This is a genomic window from Neorhizobium vignae (genome assembly GCF_000732195.1).
GTDB lineage: Bacteria > Pseudomonadota > Alphaproteobacteria > Rhizobiales > Rhizobiaceae > Neorhizobium > Neorhizobium vignae.
The window spans coordinates 32,295-50,910 of record NZ_JNNU01000019.1 but is presented as its reverse complement, the minus strand read 5'-3'; the positions used below and the strand labels follow the sequence as shown (position 1 = coordinate 50,910).

Sequence of the window (18,616 nt, the reverse complement as noted above, 5' to 3'; positions counted from 1 at the left end):
GTATAGACGAGGTTCTCGACATTGGCACTGAGCGCATAACTCGCAATCGCTATCTCGACTGTGTCCGTTCCTCCATTCAGGTTCTCGATCACAATGTCGGTCGCGATATCGACCACATAGAGATCATCCCCCACCCCGCCCGACATCGTGTCTGACCCGGCGCCTCCAATCAGCGTGTCGTCGCCCGCACCGCCGTCAAGCGCGTCATTTCCGGCGTTACCCCAAAGGGTATTGCTCACCTCGTTGCCCACAATCGTGTCGTGGCCGGAGCCTGCTTGAACATTCTCGACCAGCGACGCTAGGTTGTTGTGATAAAGCAACGCGTTGAAAATGTTACCGCGGGCATAACCATTGTTCAGGCTACCGCCCAGATCGGCCAACTGGGCTTGGGAAAAGAAAGAGTAGCCGCCGGCTCTCAGGTCGATTCTAAGGCGGGTGGTATAGGCGCTCAGGTCATAGGTATCGACACCGCCGCCGTCCCAGATCGTTGCGAATATCCTGTTAGCATCGGGCGTGATGGCCGCGACGCCATTGACATAGGTAACGCCTTCATTCGGATTCCACTTGTAGGTGGTATCGTCACCGTTGGTCGTGTAGTCGGCGCCATACATTTCCTGCAAAGCGGCGATGTCGAGCATCATGAAGCTCTGTGGCGCACTATTCTGCTCGTATTCGTAGCCGTTCGGAACGTCTCCGATATACGTGCGATAGGTCATGATCGTATATTCGAGAGAATCGTAATTGCTCGGTACGATTGCCGGATTGTTATCCGGTTCATGAGCATGTTTCAGGCCAAGAGCGTGACCCAGTTCATGCGCCAACGTATGTCCCGCATAGTTGCCGAACTCCGGAAACCGATAGTCATCTACGGTGCCAGCATATTCCGTCCCGAACCAGATATCGCCGCCGACGCTGTCGGTATCAGGATAATAGGCCCATGCCGTCGAAAGATCCGGGTGGGATGACTGAGCAAATCGCACCGTTGCAGTGTTTACGTCTCCGGCCACAAACTCGGCGTTGGTAAATCCCTCTACGGAAAAACCGTCATTCGCCGTGTTTCCGTAGGATTGTTCCATGAGGATCAAGGCCGCAGCCTGCTGCTGCGAGGAAATCGAGGAGAATCCGAAATTTTTCTCGTCATTATACGAGTACGAGGTCGAACTGGTGGGAAACGCATAGGTTATCGTGCCATCCCACGCGTAGCCGCTGATAAGCCCGTCGACTCTCTTATCTCCGGTCAAGTGCACGTTCTTTGTGGAAGTGATAATGCCCGTCATGAAACCCCTGCCTGCTCTTTCGTGGCAAAGTGTGTTCTCAGATCGAAATTCCGGTCCGGTACCGACGGAGCTAGAGACGCACGCGGTTCATCGTTCATGCATCGCCTCCTCCGCGACCTCGACCAAAGGCGAAAACACATACTCGAGTATCCGGCGCTCTCCCGTCCGAACCTCCGCAGTCGCCGACATGCCCGAACTGAGCTTGACGTCACGTCCATCCGCCGAAACCCGGTCGACGTCCAGACTCAACGTCACCGGAAACACTAGGTTCTGCATTCTTTCGGCGCCGCCGAAGACGTTCCCCGCCTGCCTTGCTGCGGCATCCCCTTCGCGGCGCGCGGCGTCGGGTTCCGGAATGGCATCCGACGCAATCTTCGTGACATGGGCCGGGATCGTGCCATAGCGGGTAAACGGAAAGGCTTCGAGCTTGACGACCGCCTCCTGGCCAAGCTTGATGAAGCCGATGTCCTTGTTCAAGACGTAGACCTCGAGTTCCAGCGCACTGCCCTCGGGCACGACGCGCATGACGTCCTGACCGACGCTCACCACTTGCCCTACACTGGTGATCGAGGATGCCTGTACCGTGCCGGCGATCGGGCTGCGCAACGTCATCTGCTCCCGCGAATTTCTTGCCTTCGTCAGGCGCTGCTCAAGCTCTTCGACCCGACGCTCCGCGTCGCCGAGGCGCGCGAGGTGGTCGCTCAGAAACACCCGCGTTACCCTGTCCTTCTCCCTCGCAAAGACCTCGATGCTTGCCACAGCGTCGGCAAGCCGGCCCTCCTGCATTGCAAGCTGCGTCGCCTGCTCCTTCAGCGTTTCCGTCGCGTCGATGACGCTTGCCATCGTCCCCGCATCCTTTGACGCGAGTGCGCTGCGCATCGTCACGCGCTCGTTCAGCGTTTCGACCAGAGAGTTCTGAGCCGCAAGCGTCACGGTTAGGCGATCGCGTTCCACTTCCTTCTGGTACTTCTGAGCCGCAAGCGAGGCGACTGCGGCCTGGTGTTGTTCAAGATCGCCCCGGAGAATGCCATCCTCCCTTCGGCGCAGCTCATCGGGTACATCCGCGTCCCATGCAATCGTTGGTAACGGCGCATTCGGCACGCGCGAATGGACATGATCCACGATCGCTTTGCGGCGCCGGACCTCGGCACGCATGGATGCCAGGCCCTTTGCCGCATCCGTCTCATCGGCAAGGGCATCGGTCGGATCGAGTACAAGGAGGATATCGCCTTTTTCGACATGGGTCCCGTTTGGCGGCGGAAGCGCCGCCACCTTGCCGGTCAGCAGCGGCTGGACGACCTTGACGCGCCCGGTCGGCTGGAGTTTGCCCTGGGCGGCAGCGATAATGTCGATGCGGCCGACATAGGACCAGATCAAGGCGGTTGCGGTGAAGGCGCAAATGATCAGGATCAGCGCCATGCGCACCGGCGAGGGTGGTGTCTCCAGGACTTCCAGAGCGGGCGCCAGGAACTCGTGATCGGAGCGCTTTGCCGGCCTCGGCGGAAGGCCGGTATATCGGGCGGCCTTGGCGGGCGCGCTCCTCATGCCGCGCCCCTGTCGTTCTGCAGGGCCCAAAGCCGCGCATAGAGCCCGTCCGGACGCTTGAGCAGTTCCTCATGACTGCCCATTTCTTCGATCCGCCCATCCGCCATGCCGATGATTCTGCTGCACGGCCTGACAGCGGCAAGCCGGTGCGCAATGATGATGACCGTCCTGCCCCGGGCGATCTGGTGCATGTTCGTCTGGACGACCCGTTCGCTCTCGTAATCGAGGGCACTGGTCGCCTCGTCGAAGATCAGGATCGTCGGGTTCGTCGCAAGCGCACGGGCAATCGCGATGCGTTGCCTCTGGCCGCCGGAAAGGTTGGCGCCGCGTTCCTCGATCATCGTGTCATAGCCCTGCGGCAGCCGCGCGATGAATTCGTCTGCGCCTGCGAGCTTGGCAACGGCGATCACCTGGGCACGGTGCATCGCAGGATTTGAGAAGGCGATATTGTCGTGAATCGTCCGATTGAAGAGAAGGTTCTCCTGCAGGACGACGCCGATGTGGCTGCGCAGCCAGGCCGGGTCGAGCTGCGACAGGTCGGCGCCGTCGAGCAGCACCTGTCCCTCTTCCGGAATATAGAGGCGCTGGACGAGCTTGGTGAGCGTCGATTTGCCGGAACCGGAGGCGCCCACAATGCCGATGACCTCGCCGGAATGAATGTCGAGAGAGATGTTCTTTAAAACCTCGGGCAAGCCCGGCCGGTAGCGGAACGTGACATTTCGAAGCTGGATCACCCCCTTGGGCGGCGGAAGCGCCACGCGGGCGCCGGGGTGCCGTTCCATCGGCGTGTTCAGGATGTCGCCAAGGCGGTCGACTGAGATCTGCACCTGCTGAAAATCCTGCCAGAGCTGCGACAACCTCAAAACCGGCTGCGTCACCTGCCCGGCGATCATATTGAAGGCGACAAGCGAGCCGACCGAAAGTTCACCGTCGATGACCGCCTTGGCCCCGAAAAGCAGCAGGGCCGCGGTCGAAAGCTTGCTCACATACTGGATGGCGTTCTGGCCGCCGGCGCTGAGCAGCGTGGTGTCGAAAGCCGTCCGCACATAGGCCGCAAGCTTTTCTTCCCATTGCGCCTGCATGATCGGCTCTACCGCCGAAGCCTTGACGGTGTGGACGCCGACGATCGCTTCGACGAGGAACTGCTGGCTGGCGGCGCCGCGATTGAACTTCTCCTTGACCAACTCCCGCAAAGGCGGACGCACGACCATGCCGATCAGGATATAGATCGGGATCGCGGCAACCACGATTAGCGTCAACTTCCAGGAATAGGCGAAAAGCACCGCGATGAAGACAAAGGTGAAAAGAAGGTCGATCGCCGAAAACAGCCCCTGCCCGGTCAGGAAAGCGCGGATGGTCTCGAGCTCGCGGACACGTGCCACCGTCTGGCCGGCAGAACGGGTCTCGAAATAACCAAGCGGCAGCCGCAATAGATGGTGGAACAGCCGCTGACCGAGCTCGACGTCAATCCTGTTGGTCGTATGGGCCAGCGCGTAAGTCCGCAGATATTGAAGCACGACATCGAAGAGGCCGATGATGGCGATGCCGGCCACCAGCACGAACAAGGTCGAGTAGCCCTTGTGCGTCAGGACCTTGTCGACGACGATCTGGAAAAACAGCGGGGTCACCAATGCGAATATCTGCACGAAAAGCGAGGCGAGCAGAACATGCGCCAGCGGCTTTCGATAGCGCCAGATGGACGGCACAAACCATTTGAGACCGAACTCCCGCGGATCCGAGCCCTCGCCGCCCAAGCGTCGCCCGACGAGTAGGACACTCCCTCCGATCTCCGATGCGATGTCCTCTGGCTCGATTTCCCGATCGACCCGCGTAACGGGATCGATCAGCCGGTACTTTCCGGAGGGATTGAGGCCGCCAAGCACCTGGAAGGCACCGCCTTTCACCCGCACGATTGCCGGCACCGGAATTGTGCGCAGGCGACGTTCGCTAACCTTTTCGATCGGGCGGGCTTTGAGGCCAATCAGCCTGGCGGCGCGCTGCAGATCAAGCGCCTGCGAGGGCCGGCCCTTCAGGGCGAGATCATGTTGCAGTTGCTGAGGGTCGGCTGCGATCCGATAGAAAGCCGCAATGCCGCACAGCGCACGGAGACCCGAGTCGAGCTGCTGCGAAACGACGCCATCCATGCCGCGAAACAATCCCCTGAGCGTTTTCGTTGCTGGTGCCAGGCACCCTTCCCCGCAGCCGTTGCCGACGGTTTGCGCCTGCAGATGTAGGCGGATTCACGTCTACAATCTATGGGAATATTGCACTCCCGAGATTTCGGGATGGCGTGTGACCTATTACCCACGAGTCACAACCATGGCACGACGCTTGCTGCTCCATGATTACCGATGCCGACACCCTGCGCCCTTTTCTCATTGTCTCGATAAACTGGTATAGTCGGGGCCTTCGACCACCCGCAGCCATATCGGGATGGCGCCCGCTTTTCAGTCGTTCAGCCTTAACTTGGCAGCCCCGATAGCGGCCGTCCACTTTAACCCAATTTGGGTATTTACCTCAGCGCCAATCAGGTAACCGGTCGCCTCGCCATAGTTCATGACCCAGGTGGCATTTTCGTGGATGTCCATCTTGTGTTCGATCGCACCGCAAACTACTGGATCTGCTGCTTGCCCCGGAGGATATCGTCGTCCTGGAATTCCGGTCACCGATCGCCGTGGAAACCGAAGAGGTGGCGGAGCGCAACGAACGGCACCGCGTCGCGAGCCTCTATCCGATCTTCCGCTACAGCACCGCCTTCCACGCGGCGATCACCGCGGCCGGCTACAACACGTTCCACGAAAACGTCATCGGCGGTGTGCCGACGCTGTTCGTTCCGAACGAGGCGGACGAAATGGACCTGCAGCTGAACCGGGCGCGCTGGGCCGAACTCAGTGGCTCGGCCTCACCCTGCGGCGCGATTTCGACCTGCCGATTGCGGGAGAGCTGGTCGAGCGGCTGCTCGACACCGGCGAGAACGAGGCGATGCGGCGCCGCTCGCAGGCGCTCCGCTGGATCGACGGCGCAGACCAGATCGCCCGTTATGTGGAGGACCACGCGCGGCAGATCCGGTCGGACTTCCATCCTGCGCTGCCGCCGCGCTGAAGGCGATCAGCGATATTTGGCGGCGGTGATGAACTGGCCGAAGGATTCGCACCAGACGACCACCGTGTTGAACTTGCCGACATCGGTGCCCTGCGGAATGTCGATGATGAAATTCTCGAAGGTCTTGATGTCGCCGATCCTCGTCATCTGCGATTTCAGCCGCTTGAAATCCGTCTCGGTCTCGACGAATTCCGGTGACAGATAGAGCTTGTAGTCCGGTCCGGGCGACAGCTTGCCCATCAGGCTGATATTGGACGGGTTGACCGAGACCTTGCCCTCGCCCCAGTGCAGGAAGTCGCTGTCCTTCAGGTCACGGCGGAATTCGCCGGTGAACTGCGCCGTAACGGCAGCGGTCGTCACCTCCGCCACGGTGGGCGCCGGTGGCGCAGTCAGGATCGGCAGGGCGTAGATACCGCCGGCAAAGCCGAGAGCCGCAAATACAAGATGTGTGACGGTCAGCATCAAGAATTTCCGCATACCATCCTCGCCCCTATCATCTCCTGAAAGCAGAAGTTACTGGCAATATGGAATAGTTCAAATACCGGCTCGATCCTAAGATGATATACCCTTGCCAGCCGCGGGGCCGGTGGCCCGCCCTGGGCCGCCTATTCTGGTTTTTCCAGTTTCGCGACCGCCTTTTCGAGCCGCGCGCCGCGGATTTCCGGGGTCATAGCCTTGAGGAGCGGCAGGACGACCGCATACTGGCCGGTCTTGTCGAGCTTATCGAAGGCAGCGCCGGCGGCGGTATTTTTAGCGAGCGCCGCCATCAGGTCGTCCGGCAGGCCGGCCTCGCGCTGTGGCGCATAGGCGACCGCCCAGCGTCCGTCGGCCTTGGCCACCTCGACCGCCGCCAGCCCCGCCGGCTGCATCCGCCCGGCTTGCGTGAGCGCTGCCACCCGATCGACATTGAGCTTCGACCACGGGCTTTTGGCGCGGCGCGGGGATTAACGCTGCAGATAGGAGGTGGCGTCGAAGCCCTTGCGCTGGCTGTCGATCCACCCATGGCAGAGCGCCACATCCAGCGCCTCGTCGATGGTGATCAGGGTTCGCTTCGGGTTCTTCTTGCCGATCTTCAGCCAGACGCCGGACGAGGTGGCATGGTGGGCGGAAAGCCAGGAGGCCCAATCCGCGGGAACGGTGAAGGCGAGGGCTTCGGCGGCAAGGTCCATGGGCGGCTCCCGGTTGGCGGCTGCCGATCCAGATGGCAGCTCTTGCTCGTTGCGTTGCCAGCGATCTGCGGGGTGGCGGCCGGATGACAAGCGCCGGCGCCTGGCGCGATCAGTGGTAGCCGAGCGACTTCAAGGTCATGTCCATCCAGAAGAAACCCGTGACCGCAGCCACGGCGATGATCGCAAACAAGTTCCACCCCGCCGTCGTCAAGGTGCTGCGCTCGACATCGCGATAGGGATAGCGGTTGCCGGTGAAGAGCAAATAGAGGCCGAAAACCGCGCACACCGCCAGCAGAACGACGATGCGCGGCATCCACGTGACGGTGTCTGCGCCCAAATCCGCCTGCTGAAGCGGCTGCCATATGGCCGACCAGCCCACGGCCGCGCCGATAACCAGGACCAGCACGCCACCCAATCGATATTTTACCGCTCCCAACATGCCCCTCCGGCAACCTGAGCTTGATGGCACGGAAGATAGAAGGAAAAACGGGGTTGGGGAAGCAGGGGGCGGGGAGCTGAAATGCCGGAACTTGTCTTGGCCAAGCCGCCGCCGGAACGTGGCAGCCTGAACAGGCCTTTTCGATGGCGGGACTGCCTTCATAGCGCAGATGCAGGAGTTCCTTCCTGCTTTGCTTCCTCCTGCCTTGAATCCAGCGTATATTATGGCAATATACATCGATGATCGATTGGGAACGGATTGTCGGATTCGAGTGGGACGAAGGAAATGCCCGTAAGAGTGCCGACAAACACGACGTCAGCCAGAGCGAAGCTGAGCAGGTGTTTTTTAACGAACCGCTGCTGATGGTGCCCGATCTGAGGCATAGTTTTTCAGAGCAGCGCATTCATGCGCTTGGTCGCACCGATGACGGAAGGTTGCTCCATATTACCTTCACGCTTCGAGCAAACGAAACGACAATCCGGGTGATTTCCGCCCGGGATATGAGCCGGAAGGAGCGGAGCTATTATGAGCAGGAGGCCTGATCCCGTGCCGCACTTCAGTACGGAAGCCGAAGAGCGGACCTATTGGGAACACCATGATTCCGCCGATCATGTCGACTGGAGCAAGGCAGCCAAAGTGCGATTGCCGAACCTGAAGCCGTCGTCCACGTCAATTTCGTTACGTCTGCCCAACTCGCTTCTGGAACAGATCAAGGTCGCCGCTGGCAAACGTGATGTCCCATACCAGTCGCTGATCAAGATCTGGCTTGCCGAGAAAATCGATACATCTGGAGCAAAGCGATAATCTTTCCTCAACCGGCGTGGAGCACGGCAATGAGGGATCCCGGTCGGCCAGGACATGGCCGCCGGAAGCCTCTACCGTGAGTACGATTCTGCCTCCTGTCGGTACGAAAGGCGCACGGGTCGCTCTTCGCCCAAAAGTACGCCTGATATATCCGCGCAGCCGTCAACGACGACGAGCATTGGGGGCGTGGTTCCTCAGAACTGCCGCCGCCTTACGCCGCCTCCCCCACCTTCGCATAGGGGTCAAACCGCCCGTAAAACGTCTCGCTCTTCGCCGCCATGTCCTTCAGGAGCGGCGTCGGCTTGAAATGCGGGCCGTAGCTTGCGGCCAGTTTTTCGCAGAGCGCGACAAAGTTCTTCACGCCCATGCCGTCGATGTAGGAGAGCGTGCCGCCGGTATAGGGGGCGAAGCCGAAGCCGAGGATGGAGCCGACATCGGCTTCGCGCGGATCGGTGACGATGCCTTCCTCGACGGTGCGGGCGGCTTCGAGCGCGATCGTCACCAGCAGGCGCTGTTTCAGGACGGTGACATCCACCTCGTCGGCCCGTTTCTGCGGATAGAGGGTCTTCAGCTCGGGCCAGAGGAACTTCTTGGCGGGCTTGGCCGGATATTCGTAGAAGCCTTTCAAATTCTTGCGGCCGCGGCGGTCGAACACGTCGACCAGCTGGTCGACCAGCGCCATGTGCTCCGCCTTGACGGCATTGGGGCCGAGGTCGGCGATCGACGCCTTCATGATCTTCTGGGACAGATCGACGGCGACCTCGTCGTTGAGCGACAGCGGGCCGACCGGCATGCCGGCCATCTTGGCGGCATTTTCGATCATCGCCGCCGGCACGCCTTCGATCAGCATGTCATAGGCTTCGTTGATATAACGGAAGACGCAGCGGTTGACATAAAAGCCGCGGGTGTCGTTGACGACGATCGGGGTCTTCTTGATCGCGGCGACGAAATCGAGCGCCACGGCCAGCGCCTTGTCACCCGATTTTTCGCCGAGGATGACCTCGGTCAGCATCATCTTTTCGACCGGCGAGAAGAAATGCACGCCGATGAACTGATCGGCGCGCTTGGAATTCTCCGCAAGGCCGGTGATCGGCAGGGTCGAGGTGTTGGACGCGAAGATGGTGGTTTCCGGGATGACCGCTTCGACGGCCTCGATGACCGTCTTCTTGACGGCGCGATCCTCGAACACCGCCTCGACAACCAGGCTTGCATCGGACAGCGCCTGGTAATCCGGGGTGGGGGTGATCAGCGAGAGCAGCTTTTCGCCCTCTTCCTTGGTCATCCGGCCCTTGCCGACCTGATCGGCCACCAGCTTTTCGGAATGGGCCTTGCCCTTATTCGCGGCTTCCTGGTCGCGGTCGATGAGGGTGACGGGAATTCCGGCGGCGGCCGTCACATAGGCGATCGAGGCGCCCATGAAGCCGGCACCGACCACGCCGATCTTGGAGAATTCCGTCTTCGGGATACCGGCCGGGCGGCGGGCGCCCTTGCCGAGTTCCTGCATCGAGACGAACAGCGAGCGGATCATCGAAAACGCTTCGGTGGTGCGCAGGATTTCGGTGAAATACCGCTGCTCGACCTTGAGGCCGGTATCGAAGGGAAGCTGCAGGCCTTCATAGACGCATTTCAGGATGGCGAGCGCGCCCGGATAATTGCCGGCGCTTTCGCGGCGCAGGATGGCGGGGGCGGCCGGCCAGAGCTGGGCGGCAGCCGGCGTCCAGATGCCGCCGCCGGGGACCTTGAAACCCTTCTCGTCCCAGGGGGCGACGGGCTTGAGGCCGTCCTTGATCATCTGCTTGGCGGCGTTGATCAGCTCGGCGGGCTCGACGACCTGGTGCACGAGGCCCATGGCCTTGGCGCGCTGGGCGGTCAGGGACGAGCCGGTCGTCATCATCTGCAGGGCATCCTGGGCGTTGGCCAGACGCGGCACGCGCTGGGTGCCGCCGGCGCCCGGGAAGATGCCGACCTTGACTTCCGGCAGGGCGATCTTGACCGACTTGGAATTGGCGGCGACGCGGCCGTGGCAGGCGAGCGACAGTTCGAACGCACCGCCCATGCAGGTGCCGTTGATCGCCGAGACCCAGGGTTTGCCGTTGGTCTCGACCTTGCGCCACAGCCACGACATGCGCCCGGCGGCATCGAACAGTTTTTGAGCGGCCGTGGCCGGGTCCTTGGCCTGTTCCTCGGCGAGCATCGAGAACATCGACTTGATCATGGTGAGATCGGCGCCGCCCGAGAAGGACGACTTGCCGGAGGTGAAGACGACGCCCCTGACGGCACTGTCCGCGACAGTCGCGTCGACGATAGCCTCGATCTCGTCCATCACCTCCATGGTGAAGACGTTCATCGACTTGTCGGGCATGTCCCAGGTGACGAGAGCAATGCCGTCCGCGTCGGTTTCGACGGTGAAGTTCTTGTAGGTGCTCATGATGGGATTCCTCTTCCCTTGAATTCTTTGTGCCGCTTGTCTGGCCTTCTTGCCTCTCCGTCATCCTCGGGCTTGACCCGAGGATCCTTTCCCCGGGGCCGTGGATGGTCGAGGCAAGCCCGACCATGACGGAAGAGAGGGCATCAGACCCGTTCGATGATCGTCGCGGTGCCCATGCCGGCACCAATGCAGAGCGTGACCAGCGCGGTGTTGAGATCGCGGCGTTCCAACTCGTCGAGCACGGTGCCCAGGATCATTGCGCCGGTGGCGCCGAGCGGGTGGCCCATGGCGATGGCGCCGCCGTTGACGTTGATCTTGTCGTGGGAAATGTCGAAAGCCTGCATGTAGCGCAGAACCACGGCGGCGAAGGCTTCGTTGAGCTCGAAGAGGTCGATGTCGGAAATCTTCATGCCGGAGCGGGCGAGCAGCTTTTCGGTGACGTCGACGGGGCCGGTCAGCATCAGCGCCGGGTCGGAGCCGATATTGGCAAAGTGGCGGATGCGGGCGCGGGGTTTCAGGTTCATGGCTTCACCGCCAGCCCTGGAGCCGATCAGCACGGCGGCGGCGCCATCGACGATGCCCGACGAATTGCCGGCGTGGTGGACGTAGTTGATACGCTCGATTTCCGGATGGGCCTGGATGCCGACGGCTTCGAAACCGCCCATCTCGCCCGGCATCTGGAAGGACGGGTTGAGGGACGCGAGCGACTGCATGTCGGTGGTCGGGCGCATGTGTTCGTCGCGGTCGAGGATGGTAAGGCCGTTCTGGTCCTTGACCGGGATGACGGAGTTCTTGAAGTAGCCGGCCTCCCAGGCCTTGCCCGCGCGCCTCTGGCTCTCGACGGCATAGGCGTCGACGTCGTCGCGGGAAAAACCGTACTTGGTGGCGATCAGGTCGGCCGAGACGCCCTGTGGCATGAAATAGGCCGGGAAGTTGACGGACGGGTCCATGTACCAGGAGCCGCCGGACATGCCCATGCCGACACGCGACATCGATTCGACGCCGCCGGCAATCACGATGTCGTCGGAACCGGCCGCAACCTTGCCGGCCGCGAAGTTGACCGCATCGAGGCCCGAGGCGCAGAAGCGGGAGATCTGCATGCCGGGGGCCTTGGTGGAATAACCGGCCTCGAAGGCGGCAGCCTTGGGGATGACGGCGCCGGCATCCATGACCGGATCGACGCAGCCCATGATGATGTCGTCGACCCTGGACGTGTCGAGGCCGTTGCGGTCGCGGATCGCCTCCAGCGTCTTGGCGGCGAGGCGCACGGACGGCACTTCGTGCAGCGCCCCATCCTTCTTGCCGCGGCCGCGCGGCGTGCGGACGTGGTCGTAAATGAAGACTTCGGTCATGGTGTCATCTCCCTGGGTGGCAATTTATATTGCCTCAAATCTCGGTGCGGGAGAGAAGACCCCTCCCCAGCCCTCCCCGCAAGGGGGAGGGAGCGTCGGCGCAAAATCAGAACGCGTCAGCGGCCAGTTCCATCACGCTGTCGGCGCCGGCTTCGATGCGGACCTTCCGCATCGCGGTTTCCGGCATGATCTTTTCCATGAAGAATTTCGCCGTGACCAGCTTGTTCTTCAGGTAGTCGGCGCGGGCGTCGCCGGCGGCAAGCCGGTCTTGCGCTGCCTTGGCGATCTTGGCCCACATGTAGCCGAGCGTCACCAGGCCGAAGAGGTGCATGTAGTCGCTCGAGCCGGCGCCGGCATTGTCGGGTTTCGCCATGGCGTTCTGCATGAACCACATGGTGGAGGCCTGCAGATCGTTCAAGCCCTTCTTGAGGCCCTTGGTGAAGGGCGCCATATTCTCGTCGGCGCGGTTCTCCTCGCAGAAATCGCCGATCTCCTTGAACATGGCCATGACCGCGCGGCCGCCATTCAGCGCCAGCTTGCGGCCGACGAGGTCGAGCGCCTGGATGCCGTTGGCGCCTTCGTAGATCATGGTGATGCGGGCATCGCGGACATACTGGCTCATGCCGTGTTCCTCGATATAGCCGTGGCCGCCGAACACCTGCTGGGCCATCACCGCATGTTCGAAACCCTTGTCGGTCATGACGCCCTTGAGGATCGGCGTCGCGAGCCCGAGAAGGTCGTCGGCGTTCTGGCGCTCGGCCGCATCCGGGGAGCGATGGGCGATGTCGGATTTCAGCGCGGTCCACAGCAGGAAGGCGCGGCCGGCCTCGTTGAAGGCGCGGATGGTCATCAGCGAGCGGCGGATGTCCGGATGGACGATGATCGGATCGGCCTTTTTGTCCGGCGCCTTGGGGCCGGAGAGCGAACGGCCCTGGATGCGCTCGCGGGCATACATGACAGCGTTCTGGTAGGCCGTCTCGGCGATCGACAGGCCCTGCAGGCCAACGCCGAGGCGGGCCTCGTTCATCATCACGAACATGGCCGCGAGGCCCTTGTTCTCAGGCCCGATCAGGTAACCGGTCGCCTCGTCATAGTTCATGACGCAGGTGGAATTGCCGTGAATGCCCATCTTGTGTTCGATCGCGCCGCAGGTCACGCCGTTGCGCTTGCCGAGAGAGCCATCGGCATTGACCATGAACTTCGGCACGATGAAGAGCGAGATGCCCTTGGTGCCCTCCGGCGCGCCTTCGATGCGGGCGAGCACCAGGTGGACGATGTTGTCGGTCATGCCGTGTTCGCCGGCGGAGATGAAGATCTTCTGGCCGGAAATCTTGTAGGAGCCGTCCGCCTGCGGGGCGGCCTTTGAACGCAGGAGGCCGAGATCGGTGCCGCAATGGGGTTCGGTGAGGTTCATGGTGCCCGACCAGGTGCCGGCGACCATGTTCGGCAGGTAGGTCTTCTTCTGCTCGTCGGACCCGTGCACGAGGATTGCGGCGATCGCGCCCTGGGTGAGGCCCGGATACATCATCAGCGACATGTTGGCAGACGACATGTATTCGCCGACGGCGGCATGCAGCGTATAGGGCAGGCCCTGGCCGCCGAATTCCTCCGGCACGGCAAGACCAATCCAGCCGGCCTGGCAATACTGGTCATAGGCCTGCTTGAACCCCTTCGGGACCGAGACCGTGCCATCGTCGTGACGGGTGCAGCCTTCCTGATCCCCGGAAAGGTTCAGCGGAAAGAGCACGTCCTCGGCCACCTTGGCGGCCTCGCCGATGATCGCTTCCAGCATGTCCGGAGTGGCATCGGCAAAGCCCGGCAGATTGCCGTAGCGCTCAAGGCTGAGCACATCGTTGAGAATGAAAAGCGTGTCGTTTACCGGGGCCTTGTACACTGGCATGTCGAGCTTCCTCCAAATCCTCGTCGGTAGATCACCCCGGTGCCTTCGGCTCTCGGAAAGATCCGCATTCTTTCTCCCACAATTAATTGACGTTCGCGTAAACGTCAATTGCATGCAACGGGAACTTTACCGATCTTTACCACCGTCGCCCCCGTCGCGCAGGTTTTAACGGGCCGGGCAGTTGCGAGGCTGGATGGAAAGGCGTGAAGACAGAGCCGGCAGGGGAGAACGTCATCACCGCAAAGCACCCCGAGCGTGCCGAAAAGGTTAAAATTTTCGTCACGGTTAACGACTTGTTTACTACGTTTAAGGAAATAGTGGGCTCTATGGCGACGCAGTACATTTACCTCAAGACGTACCGCATCCGCTGAAATGGCAATTCCTGCGTAAGGCATCTCTAATCTATGGCCGATTGGTGGGAGTTCGCTATCCCTGAACAAGGCCGTTGACGAGAGCCCGCAGGGACAACGTCGAAACGAGCGAGCACATGAACGGATCACGATCGACCCCTTCCCGTCCCGGCGACCGCTCTTCCCTGGATGCGTTGAACCGCACCATCGAAGGGCTCGAGGCGCGTATCGAGGGGTTGATGTCGGGCACGGCGCGGGATGCCCGCACGCCGAAGGCGACCGATCCGCGCGAGCAGCGCCGGCCGGCTCCGGCTGCCGCCTATCGCGAACCGCAAGTCGCCAGCGATCCGCTTGCCGAGATCCGCGAGCGCCAGCGCATGCTCGACGCCAGCCGTGACCGTGGCGCCAGGCCCGAGCGTCCGCGGGCTCCCGAGCTGCGCCGCGAAGAACCCCGCTATGCCGAACCCCGCCGTAGCGAGCTGCGCCCGCCGGAAGCCTATCGCCCGCCGGTGCGCCAGGCTCCCGTCCGGGCGGAAACGCCCCGCTACGCCGAACAGCGCCCGATCGCGCCCGCACCGCGCCGCGACGAACCCCGCCGCCCGGCCGTACAGCCGCGCATGCCGGCACAGCAGCCGCAACAGCCAGCCGACAACGGCATGCGGGACATCGCCCAGGCGCTGGTCAGCCTGCGCCAGGAGCTGAAACAGGATATTTCCGAAAGCGTCGGCCGCGAGATGACCGCGCTGCGCTCCGAAATCCGCTCGATCAGATCCATTGCCGAAGACCAGAATTTTACCGAGGACCTGCGCGGCGACCTTGCCCGGCTCGCCGAAGGCATCAACCAGCTCGGTCACCAGGCAATGCCGGAGGCCGTCGGCCTGCGCAGCGAATTCGAGGAACTGCGGGCCGTCATGGGCGGCCTTGCCCGCGAAGATTCCGTGCGTCGGATGGAAACCCGCTGGCAGGGTCTCGAAGATCGCATCCACGGTCTCGACTCCGAAGCGCTGCGCGAAGAGCTCGTCTCGCTCGCCTACCGCATCGACGACATCAAGAGCCAGCTCGGCGAAATGAGCGACAGCCCGGTGATCCGCGCGCTCGAACAGAAGCTGATCACGGTGGCGAGCGCCATGGAACAGCTCGGCTCGCGCATGCAGCCGAACGATTCGGTCATCGCCGAACAGTTCGCGACATTGGACGAGCGGCTGGACGAGATCAGCCGTGCGATTGCCGCCGGCAGCCGCGCCTCGGCCTCGGCCTCGATCGACCAATCCTTCCTGCAGCGGCTGGACGCCCGGATCAGCGCGCTCGCCGACCAGATCGATGCGATAGGCCAGGCGACCCATGCCCAGTCCGATCCGACCGAAGCGCTGTCTGCCCGCATCGAGGCCTTGACCGGCCGCATCGAGGAACTCACCGACGAACAGGCCGCGATGCGCCTGGAGGAACGGCTCGAACAGCTTTCGCTGATCCTGGAACAGGCCCAGAAACCTTCCCAGGACCCGGAGCTTTCCGCCTATCTCGCCGATATTTCCCGCAAGATCGACGGCCTGGAACAGGGTAGCGTCAGTGACGTGCTCGCCGAACGGCTCGACCATCTGGCCCGCCGGATCGAGGAAATCGCCTATCAGCCGCAGGCCCAGTCGGCGATGGACGAAAACGCCTTCGGGCGGATCGAAGACCGGCTCACCGACATTGCCGCCCGGCTTGACGAGGCAACGGCGTCGCCGCGCGGCGACGATGGCGCGCTTCGCAGTCTCGAAGACCAGATCGCCCATCTTTCGGTGCTGATCAGCCAGCCGCAGCAAGGTGCCGGCGCCCCTCCTGCCGAATTCGAAAACCGCATGACGGCGCTCGAAAGCTATATGGCGACCAATGACGAATACATCATCGAGGCCGCCCGCCAGGCGGCCGAGACGGTGGTGGAAGCCTATTCGCGCAACGGCATGGCGGGCACACCGGGCGCCGCCGCCGACATGGCGGCACTTTCGGCGCTTGCCGAGGACCTCCGTCACCTCGAAGACCTGACGCGTCATTCGGACGACCGCACCCACCAGACCTTCGAAGCGCTGCACGGCACGCTGGTGCAGATCGCCGACCGCCTGGACGGCATGGAAGAACGGCTGGTCGCCTCCGCTCACGCGGAGCGGGATCGCCATCATGAGGAACCGGCGCGTTACGAAACCCGCCCTGCCCCGGCCATGCCGGCGGCCGCGCAGCTTTCCGTCGCGACAGCCGAAGAGCTGATGCGCTACGAGCTGGCGGAGGCCGAGGCGGACGAACAGCCGGCCGCGATCTTCGGTCACCGTGCAAAGGCCCCGGAAGAAACGCCCTCCGACGAAACGGTCCTTCGCGCCGACTACGCCGACACGAAAACCGCCACGAAGGACAACTCCACCAGGGACAAGGCAGCCAGGACCAGCCTGCTGACCGAGCTTTCCCGCCGCTTCCTGCCCGGCGGCAAGGCCGAGGCGCCGAAGGGTGGCCGCACCGTCATCGAGCCGACGCCGCCACTTGACCCCTCCGACGTGCTGCCGGCGGATCGCGAAAACGACCTTCTTGAGCCCGGCTCGGGCGCACCCGACGTCAAGAAGATCCTCGAGCGGGTTCGCGCCAGCCAGGTCGCCGGTGAATTCGATACAGACCGGACGAGCGCCGCAGAACGCGCCGACTATATCGCGGCCGCCCGCCGCGCCGCCAAGGCCGCTGCCCAGGAAACCGATCCTTCGCAGGGCGGCTCGCCCTCCAAGGACCTGCGCAAAGCCGCCAAGGCTTCCGCCAACAAGGGTTTCGGCGCCATGCTTTCGCAGCATCGCCGTCCGATCCTGATGGCCGTCGGCGCCGTGCTTCTGGTGCTGATGGCGATGCCGCTCGCCAAGACGCTGACAAGCGGCACGAAGGCTCCCGCAGCACCGGCACCGACGATCGAGGCTCCGGTGCGGCCGGCCGCACCGGCCAATATGAGCGGCAGCAACGGGATCCCGACCGTCGAGGACCAGGCTGCGACCGACGGCGCCGAAAGCGACGCGGATATCGCAGCCGCGCCGACGCGACCCGTCGAACAGGCGCCGGCCCCGGCAGTGGCGAACCATCTGACCGATCCGCGCCCGACGACGGGCCAGCCCTCCGTGATGGAGCCGGCCGGCAACCCGCTTCCGGCCCAGAATAGCTTCGCGGCCGCTCCCAAGGCCGCGGTCCCGGCTGCGATCGTGGTGCCCGTCGGCATCGAGCCGAAGTCGCTTGCCGACGCGGCCGCTGCCGGCGACCCGAACGCGCTTTTCGAGATCGGCGCCCGCTTCACCGACGGAAAGGGCGTCAAGAGCGATCTCTCGGAGGCCGCCAACTGGTATAAACTTGCCGCCGACCGCGGACTGGCGCCGGCGCAATACCGGCTCGCCAACCTCTTCGAAAAGGGCACGGGCGTTTCCCGCGACCTTTCGAAGGCGATGACCTATTACAAGCAGGCCGCCGACGCCGGCAATGCCAGCGCCATGCACAATCTGGCCGTGCTCTATGCTTCGGGCGCCGCCGGCCAGCCGGACTATGCGGCCGCCGTCTCCTGGTTTTCCAAGGCCGCCGACTTCGGCGTCGCCGACAGCCAGTTCAACCTCGCCATCCTGCTTGCCCGCGGCAACGGCGTGAAGCAGGATCTCGAGGAATCCTACAAGTGGTTCGCGGTCGCGGCCAAGGAAGGCGACAAGGACGCCGCCCAGAAGCGCGACGAAGTGGGCAACGCCATGCGCAAGGAACAGCTCGAAAGCGCCCGCGCCAAGGTCGACCAGTGGAAGGTGAAGCCGCTCGATCCGAAGGCCAATTCCGTCAACCTGCCGGACGAATGGGCTTCCGGCAAGCCGCTCACCACCGCTTCGGTGGACATGGAAAAGGCGATCCGCAACATCCAGGCGATCCTCAACAAGAGCGGTTTCGACGCCGGCACGGCGGACGGCAAGATGGGCGCCAAGACCGTGACCGCGATCAAGGCCTTCCAGACTTCGGTCGGCCAGGAGCCGAACGGCAAGATCACCGACGCGCTGGTCAAGGAACTGCTGGCCAAAAACAAGTAAGTCGACTTACCCGACCGGGATCAGGGAGTTGCGGGATATTAATCACGCCCGCACAAAAACGGTAAAATTGCCGCATTATCCGGCACTTGCGAATTGACTTGGCGGCATTCCCGGGCGCATGACGGACGGGGTCCTTCATGCCCTGTTCACATGGCATGTGAGATCACGTTTCCTTCGCCGCACCGGGCG

At 62.8% G+C, this 18,616-nt stretch carries 13 protein-coding genes and 1 pseudogene; 3 read left to right on the top strand and 11 right to left on the bottom strand.

The features are described from left to right. The 8 genes and pseudogenes from GQ59_RS25545 to GQ59_RS25515 form a co-directional block, all read right to left on the bottom strand. On the bottom strand, positions 1-1,277 hold a 1,277-nt coding region (locus tag GQ59_RS25545; RefSeq protein WP_037086666.1), incomplete at its 3' end, for a M10 family metallopeptidase. An 87-nt stretch (positions 1,278-1,364) separates the two neighbouring features. Beyond that, positions 1,365-2,822, bottom strand: coding sequence for an HlyD family type I secretion periplasmic adaptor subunit (locus tag GQ59_RS25540; protein ID WP_037086664.1), 1,458 nt, complete (start codon positions 2,820-2,822; stop codon positions 1,365-1,367). Continuing rightward, on the bottom strand, positions 2,819-4,966 hold the full coding sequence (locus GQ59_RS25535; protein WP_037086662.1) for a type I secretion system permease/ATPase: 2,148 nt from the start codon (positions 4,964-4,966) through the stop codon (positions 2,819-2,821). The genes GQ59_RS25540 and GQ59_RS25535 overlap by 4 nt, the downstream gene beginning before the upstream one ends. 637 nt (positions 4,967-5,603) lie before the next feature. After that, the gene (locus GQ59_RS25530) at positions 5,604-5,903 is read right to left on the bottom strand and encodes a hypothetical protein (RefSeq protein WP_037086660.1); all 300 of its coding nucleotides are present in this window, start codon (positions 5,901-5,903) and stop codon (positions 5,604-5,606) included. A 27-nt stretch (positions 5,904-5,930) separates the two neighbouring features. Further along, positions 5,931-6,386 (bottom strand): DM13 domain-containing protein, encoded by a 456-nt coding sequence (locus GQ59_RS25525; RefSeq protein ID WP_244448062.1) that lies wholly within the window; start codon positions 6,384-6,386, stop codon positions 5,931-5,933. 143 nt (positions 6,387-6,529) lie between these two features. Then, positions 6,530-6,793, bottom strand: a complete 264-nt coding sequence (locus GQ59_RS33180; RefSeq protein WP_490396647.1) for a YdeI/OmpD-associated family protein — start codon at positions 6,791-6,793, stop codon at positions 6,530-6,532. After that, a pseudogene (locus GQ59_RS33175) lies at positions 6,785-7,093 on the bottom strand (YdeI/OmpD-associated family protein); the annotation flags it as partial. The gene GQ59_RS33180 and the pseudogene GQ59_RS33175, both read right to left, overlap by 9 nt. Before the next feature lie 109 nt (positions 7,094-7,202). Further along, on the bottom strand, positions 7,203-7,532 hold the full coding sequence (locus GQ59_RS25515; RefSeq protein WP_037086657.1) for a hypothetical protein: 330 nt from the start codon (positions 7,530-7,532) through the stop codon (positions 7,203-7,205). A gap of 239 nt (positions 7,533-7,771) precedes the next feature. On the opposite strand from GQ59_RS25515, the gene GQ59_RS25510 reads away from it, so the two are divergent. Together GQ59_RS25510 and GQ59_RS25505 are read left to right on the top strand one after the other, a co-directional pair. Continuing rightward, complete coding sequence (locus tag GQ59_RS25510) at positions 7,772-8,074, top strand: BrnT family toxin (RefSeq protein ID WP_037086655.1); 303 nt, start codon at positions 7,772-7,774, stop codon at positions 8,072-8,074. After that, complete coding sequence (locus tag GQ59_RS25505) at positions 8,058-8,336, top strand: BrnA antitoxin family protein (RefSeq protein ID WP_037086652.1); 279 nt, start codon at positions 8,058-8,060, stop codon at positions 8,334-8,336. The genes GQ59_RS25510 and GQ59_RS25505 overlap by 17 nt, the downstream gene beginning before the upstream one ends. A gap of 211 nt (positions 8,337-8,547) precedes the next feature. Here the strand turns inward: GQ59_RS25505 and GQ59_RS25500 are convergent, their stop codons facing one another. From GQ59_RS25500 to GQ59_RS25490, 3 genes are all read right to left on the bottom strand, one after another. After that, on the bottom strand, positions 8,548-10,764 hold the full coding sequence (locus GQ59_RS25500) for an FAD-dependent oxidoreductase (protein ID WP_037086650.1): 2,217 nt from the start codon (positions 10,762-10,764) through the stop codon (positions 8,548-8,550). 143 nt (positions 10,765-10,907) lie between these two features. Next, entirely contained in the window at positions 10,908-12,116 is a 1,209-nt protein-coding gene (locus GQ59_RS25495) for an acetyl-CoA C-acetyltransferase (protein WP_037086647.1), read from the bottom strand. 106 nt (positions 12,117-12,222) lie between these two features. Next, a complete protein-coding gene (locus GQ59_RS25490) occupies positions 12,223-14,016 on the bottom strand; it encodes an acyl-CoA dehydrogenase C-terminal domain-containing protein (protein WP_037086645.1) in 1,794 nt (597 codons plus the stop codon). A gap of 487 nt (positions 14,017-14,503) precedes the next feature. On the opposite strand from GQ59_RS25490, the gene GQ59_RS25485 reads away from it, so the two are divergent. Further along, positions 14,504-18,427, top strand: a complete 3,924-nt coding sequence (locus GQ59_RS25485; protein ID WP_037086643.1) for a peptidoglycan-binding protein — start codon at positions 14,504-14,506, stop codon at positions 18,425-18,427. Positions 18,428-18,616: the final 189 nt, after the last annotated feature.

Coding starts and splice junctions, on each gene's coding strand:
- GQ59_RS25540 (WP_037086664.1), bottom strand. CDS start 2,822: ATGAGGAGCGCGCCCGCCAAGGCCGCCCGATATACCGGCCTTCCGCCG.
- GQ59_RS25535 (WP_037086662.1), bottom strand. CDS start 4,966: ATGGATGGCGTCGTTTCGCAGCAGCTCGACTCGGGTCTCCGTGCGCTG.
- GQ59_RS25530 (WP_037086660.1), bottom strand. CDS start 5,903: ATGGAAGTCCGACCGGATCTGCCGCGCGTGGTCCTCCACATAACGGGC.
- GQ59_RS25525 (WP_244448062.1), bottom strand. CDS start 6,386: ATGCTGACCGTCACACATCTTGTATTTGCGGCTCTCGGCTTTGCCGGC.
- GQ59_RS33180 (WP_490396647.1), bottom strand. CDS start 6,793: ATGCAGCCGGCGGGGCTGGCGGCGGTCGAGGTGGCCAAGGCCGACGGA.
- GQ59_RS25515 (WP_037086657.1), bottom strand. CDS start 7,532: ATGTTGGGAGCGGTAAAATATCGATTGGGTGGCGTGCTGGTCCTGGTT.
- GQ59_RS25510 (WP_037086655.1), top strand. CDS start 7,772: ATGATCGATTGGGAACGGATTGTCGGATTCGAGTGGGACGAAGGAAAT.
- GQ59_RS25505 (WP_037086652.1), top strand. CDS start 8,058: ATGAGCAGGAGGCCTGATCCCGTGCCGCACTTCAGTACGGAAGCCGAA.
- GQ59_RS25500 (WP_037086650.1), bottom strand. CDS start 10,764: ATGAGCACCTACAAGAACTTCACCGTCGAAACCGACGCGGACGGCATT.
- GQ59_RS25495 (WP_037086647.1), bottom strand. CDS start 12,116: ATGACCGAAGTCTTCATTTACGACCACGTCCGCACGCCGCGCGGCCGC.
- GQ59_RS25490 (WP_037086645.1), bottom strand. CDS start 14,016: ATGCCAGTGTACAAGGCCCCGGTAAACGACACGCTTTTCATTCTCAAC.
- GQ59_RS25485 (WP_037086643.1), top strand. CDS start 14,504: ATGAACGGATCACGATCGACCCCTTCCCGTCCCGGCGACCGCTCTTCC.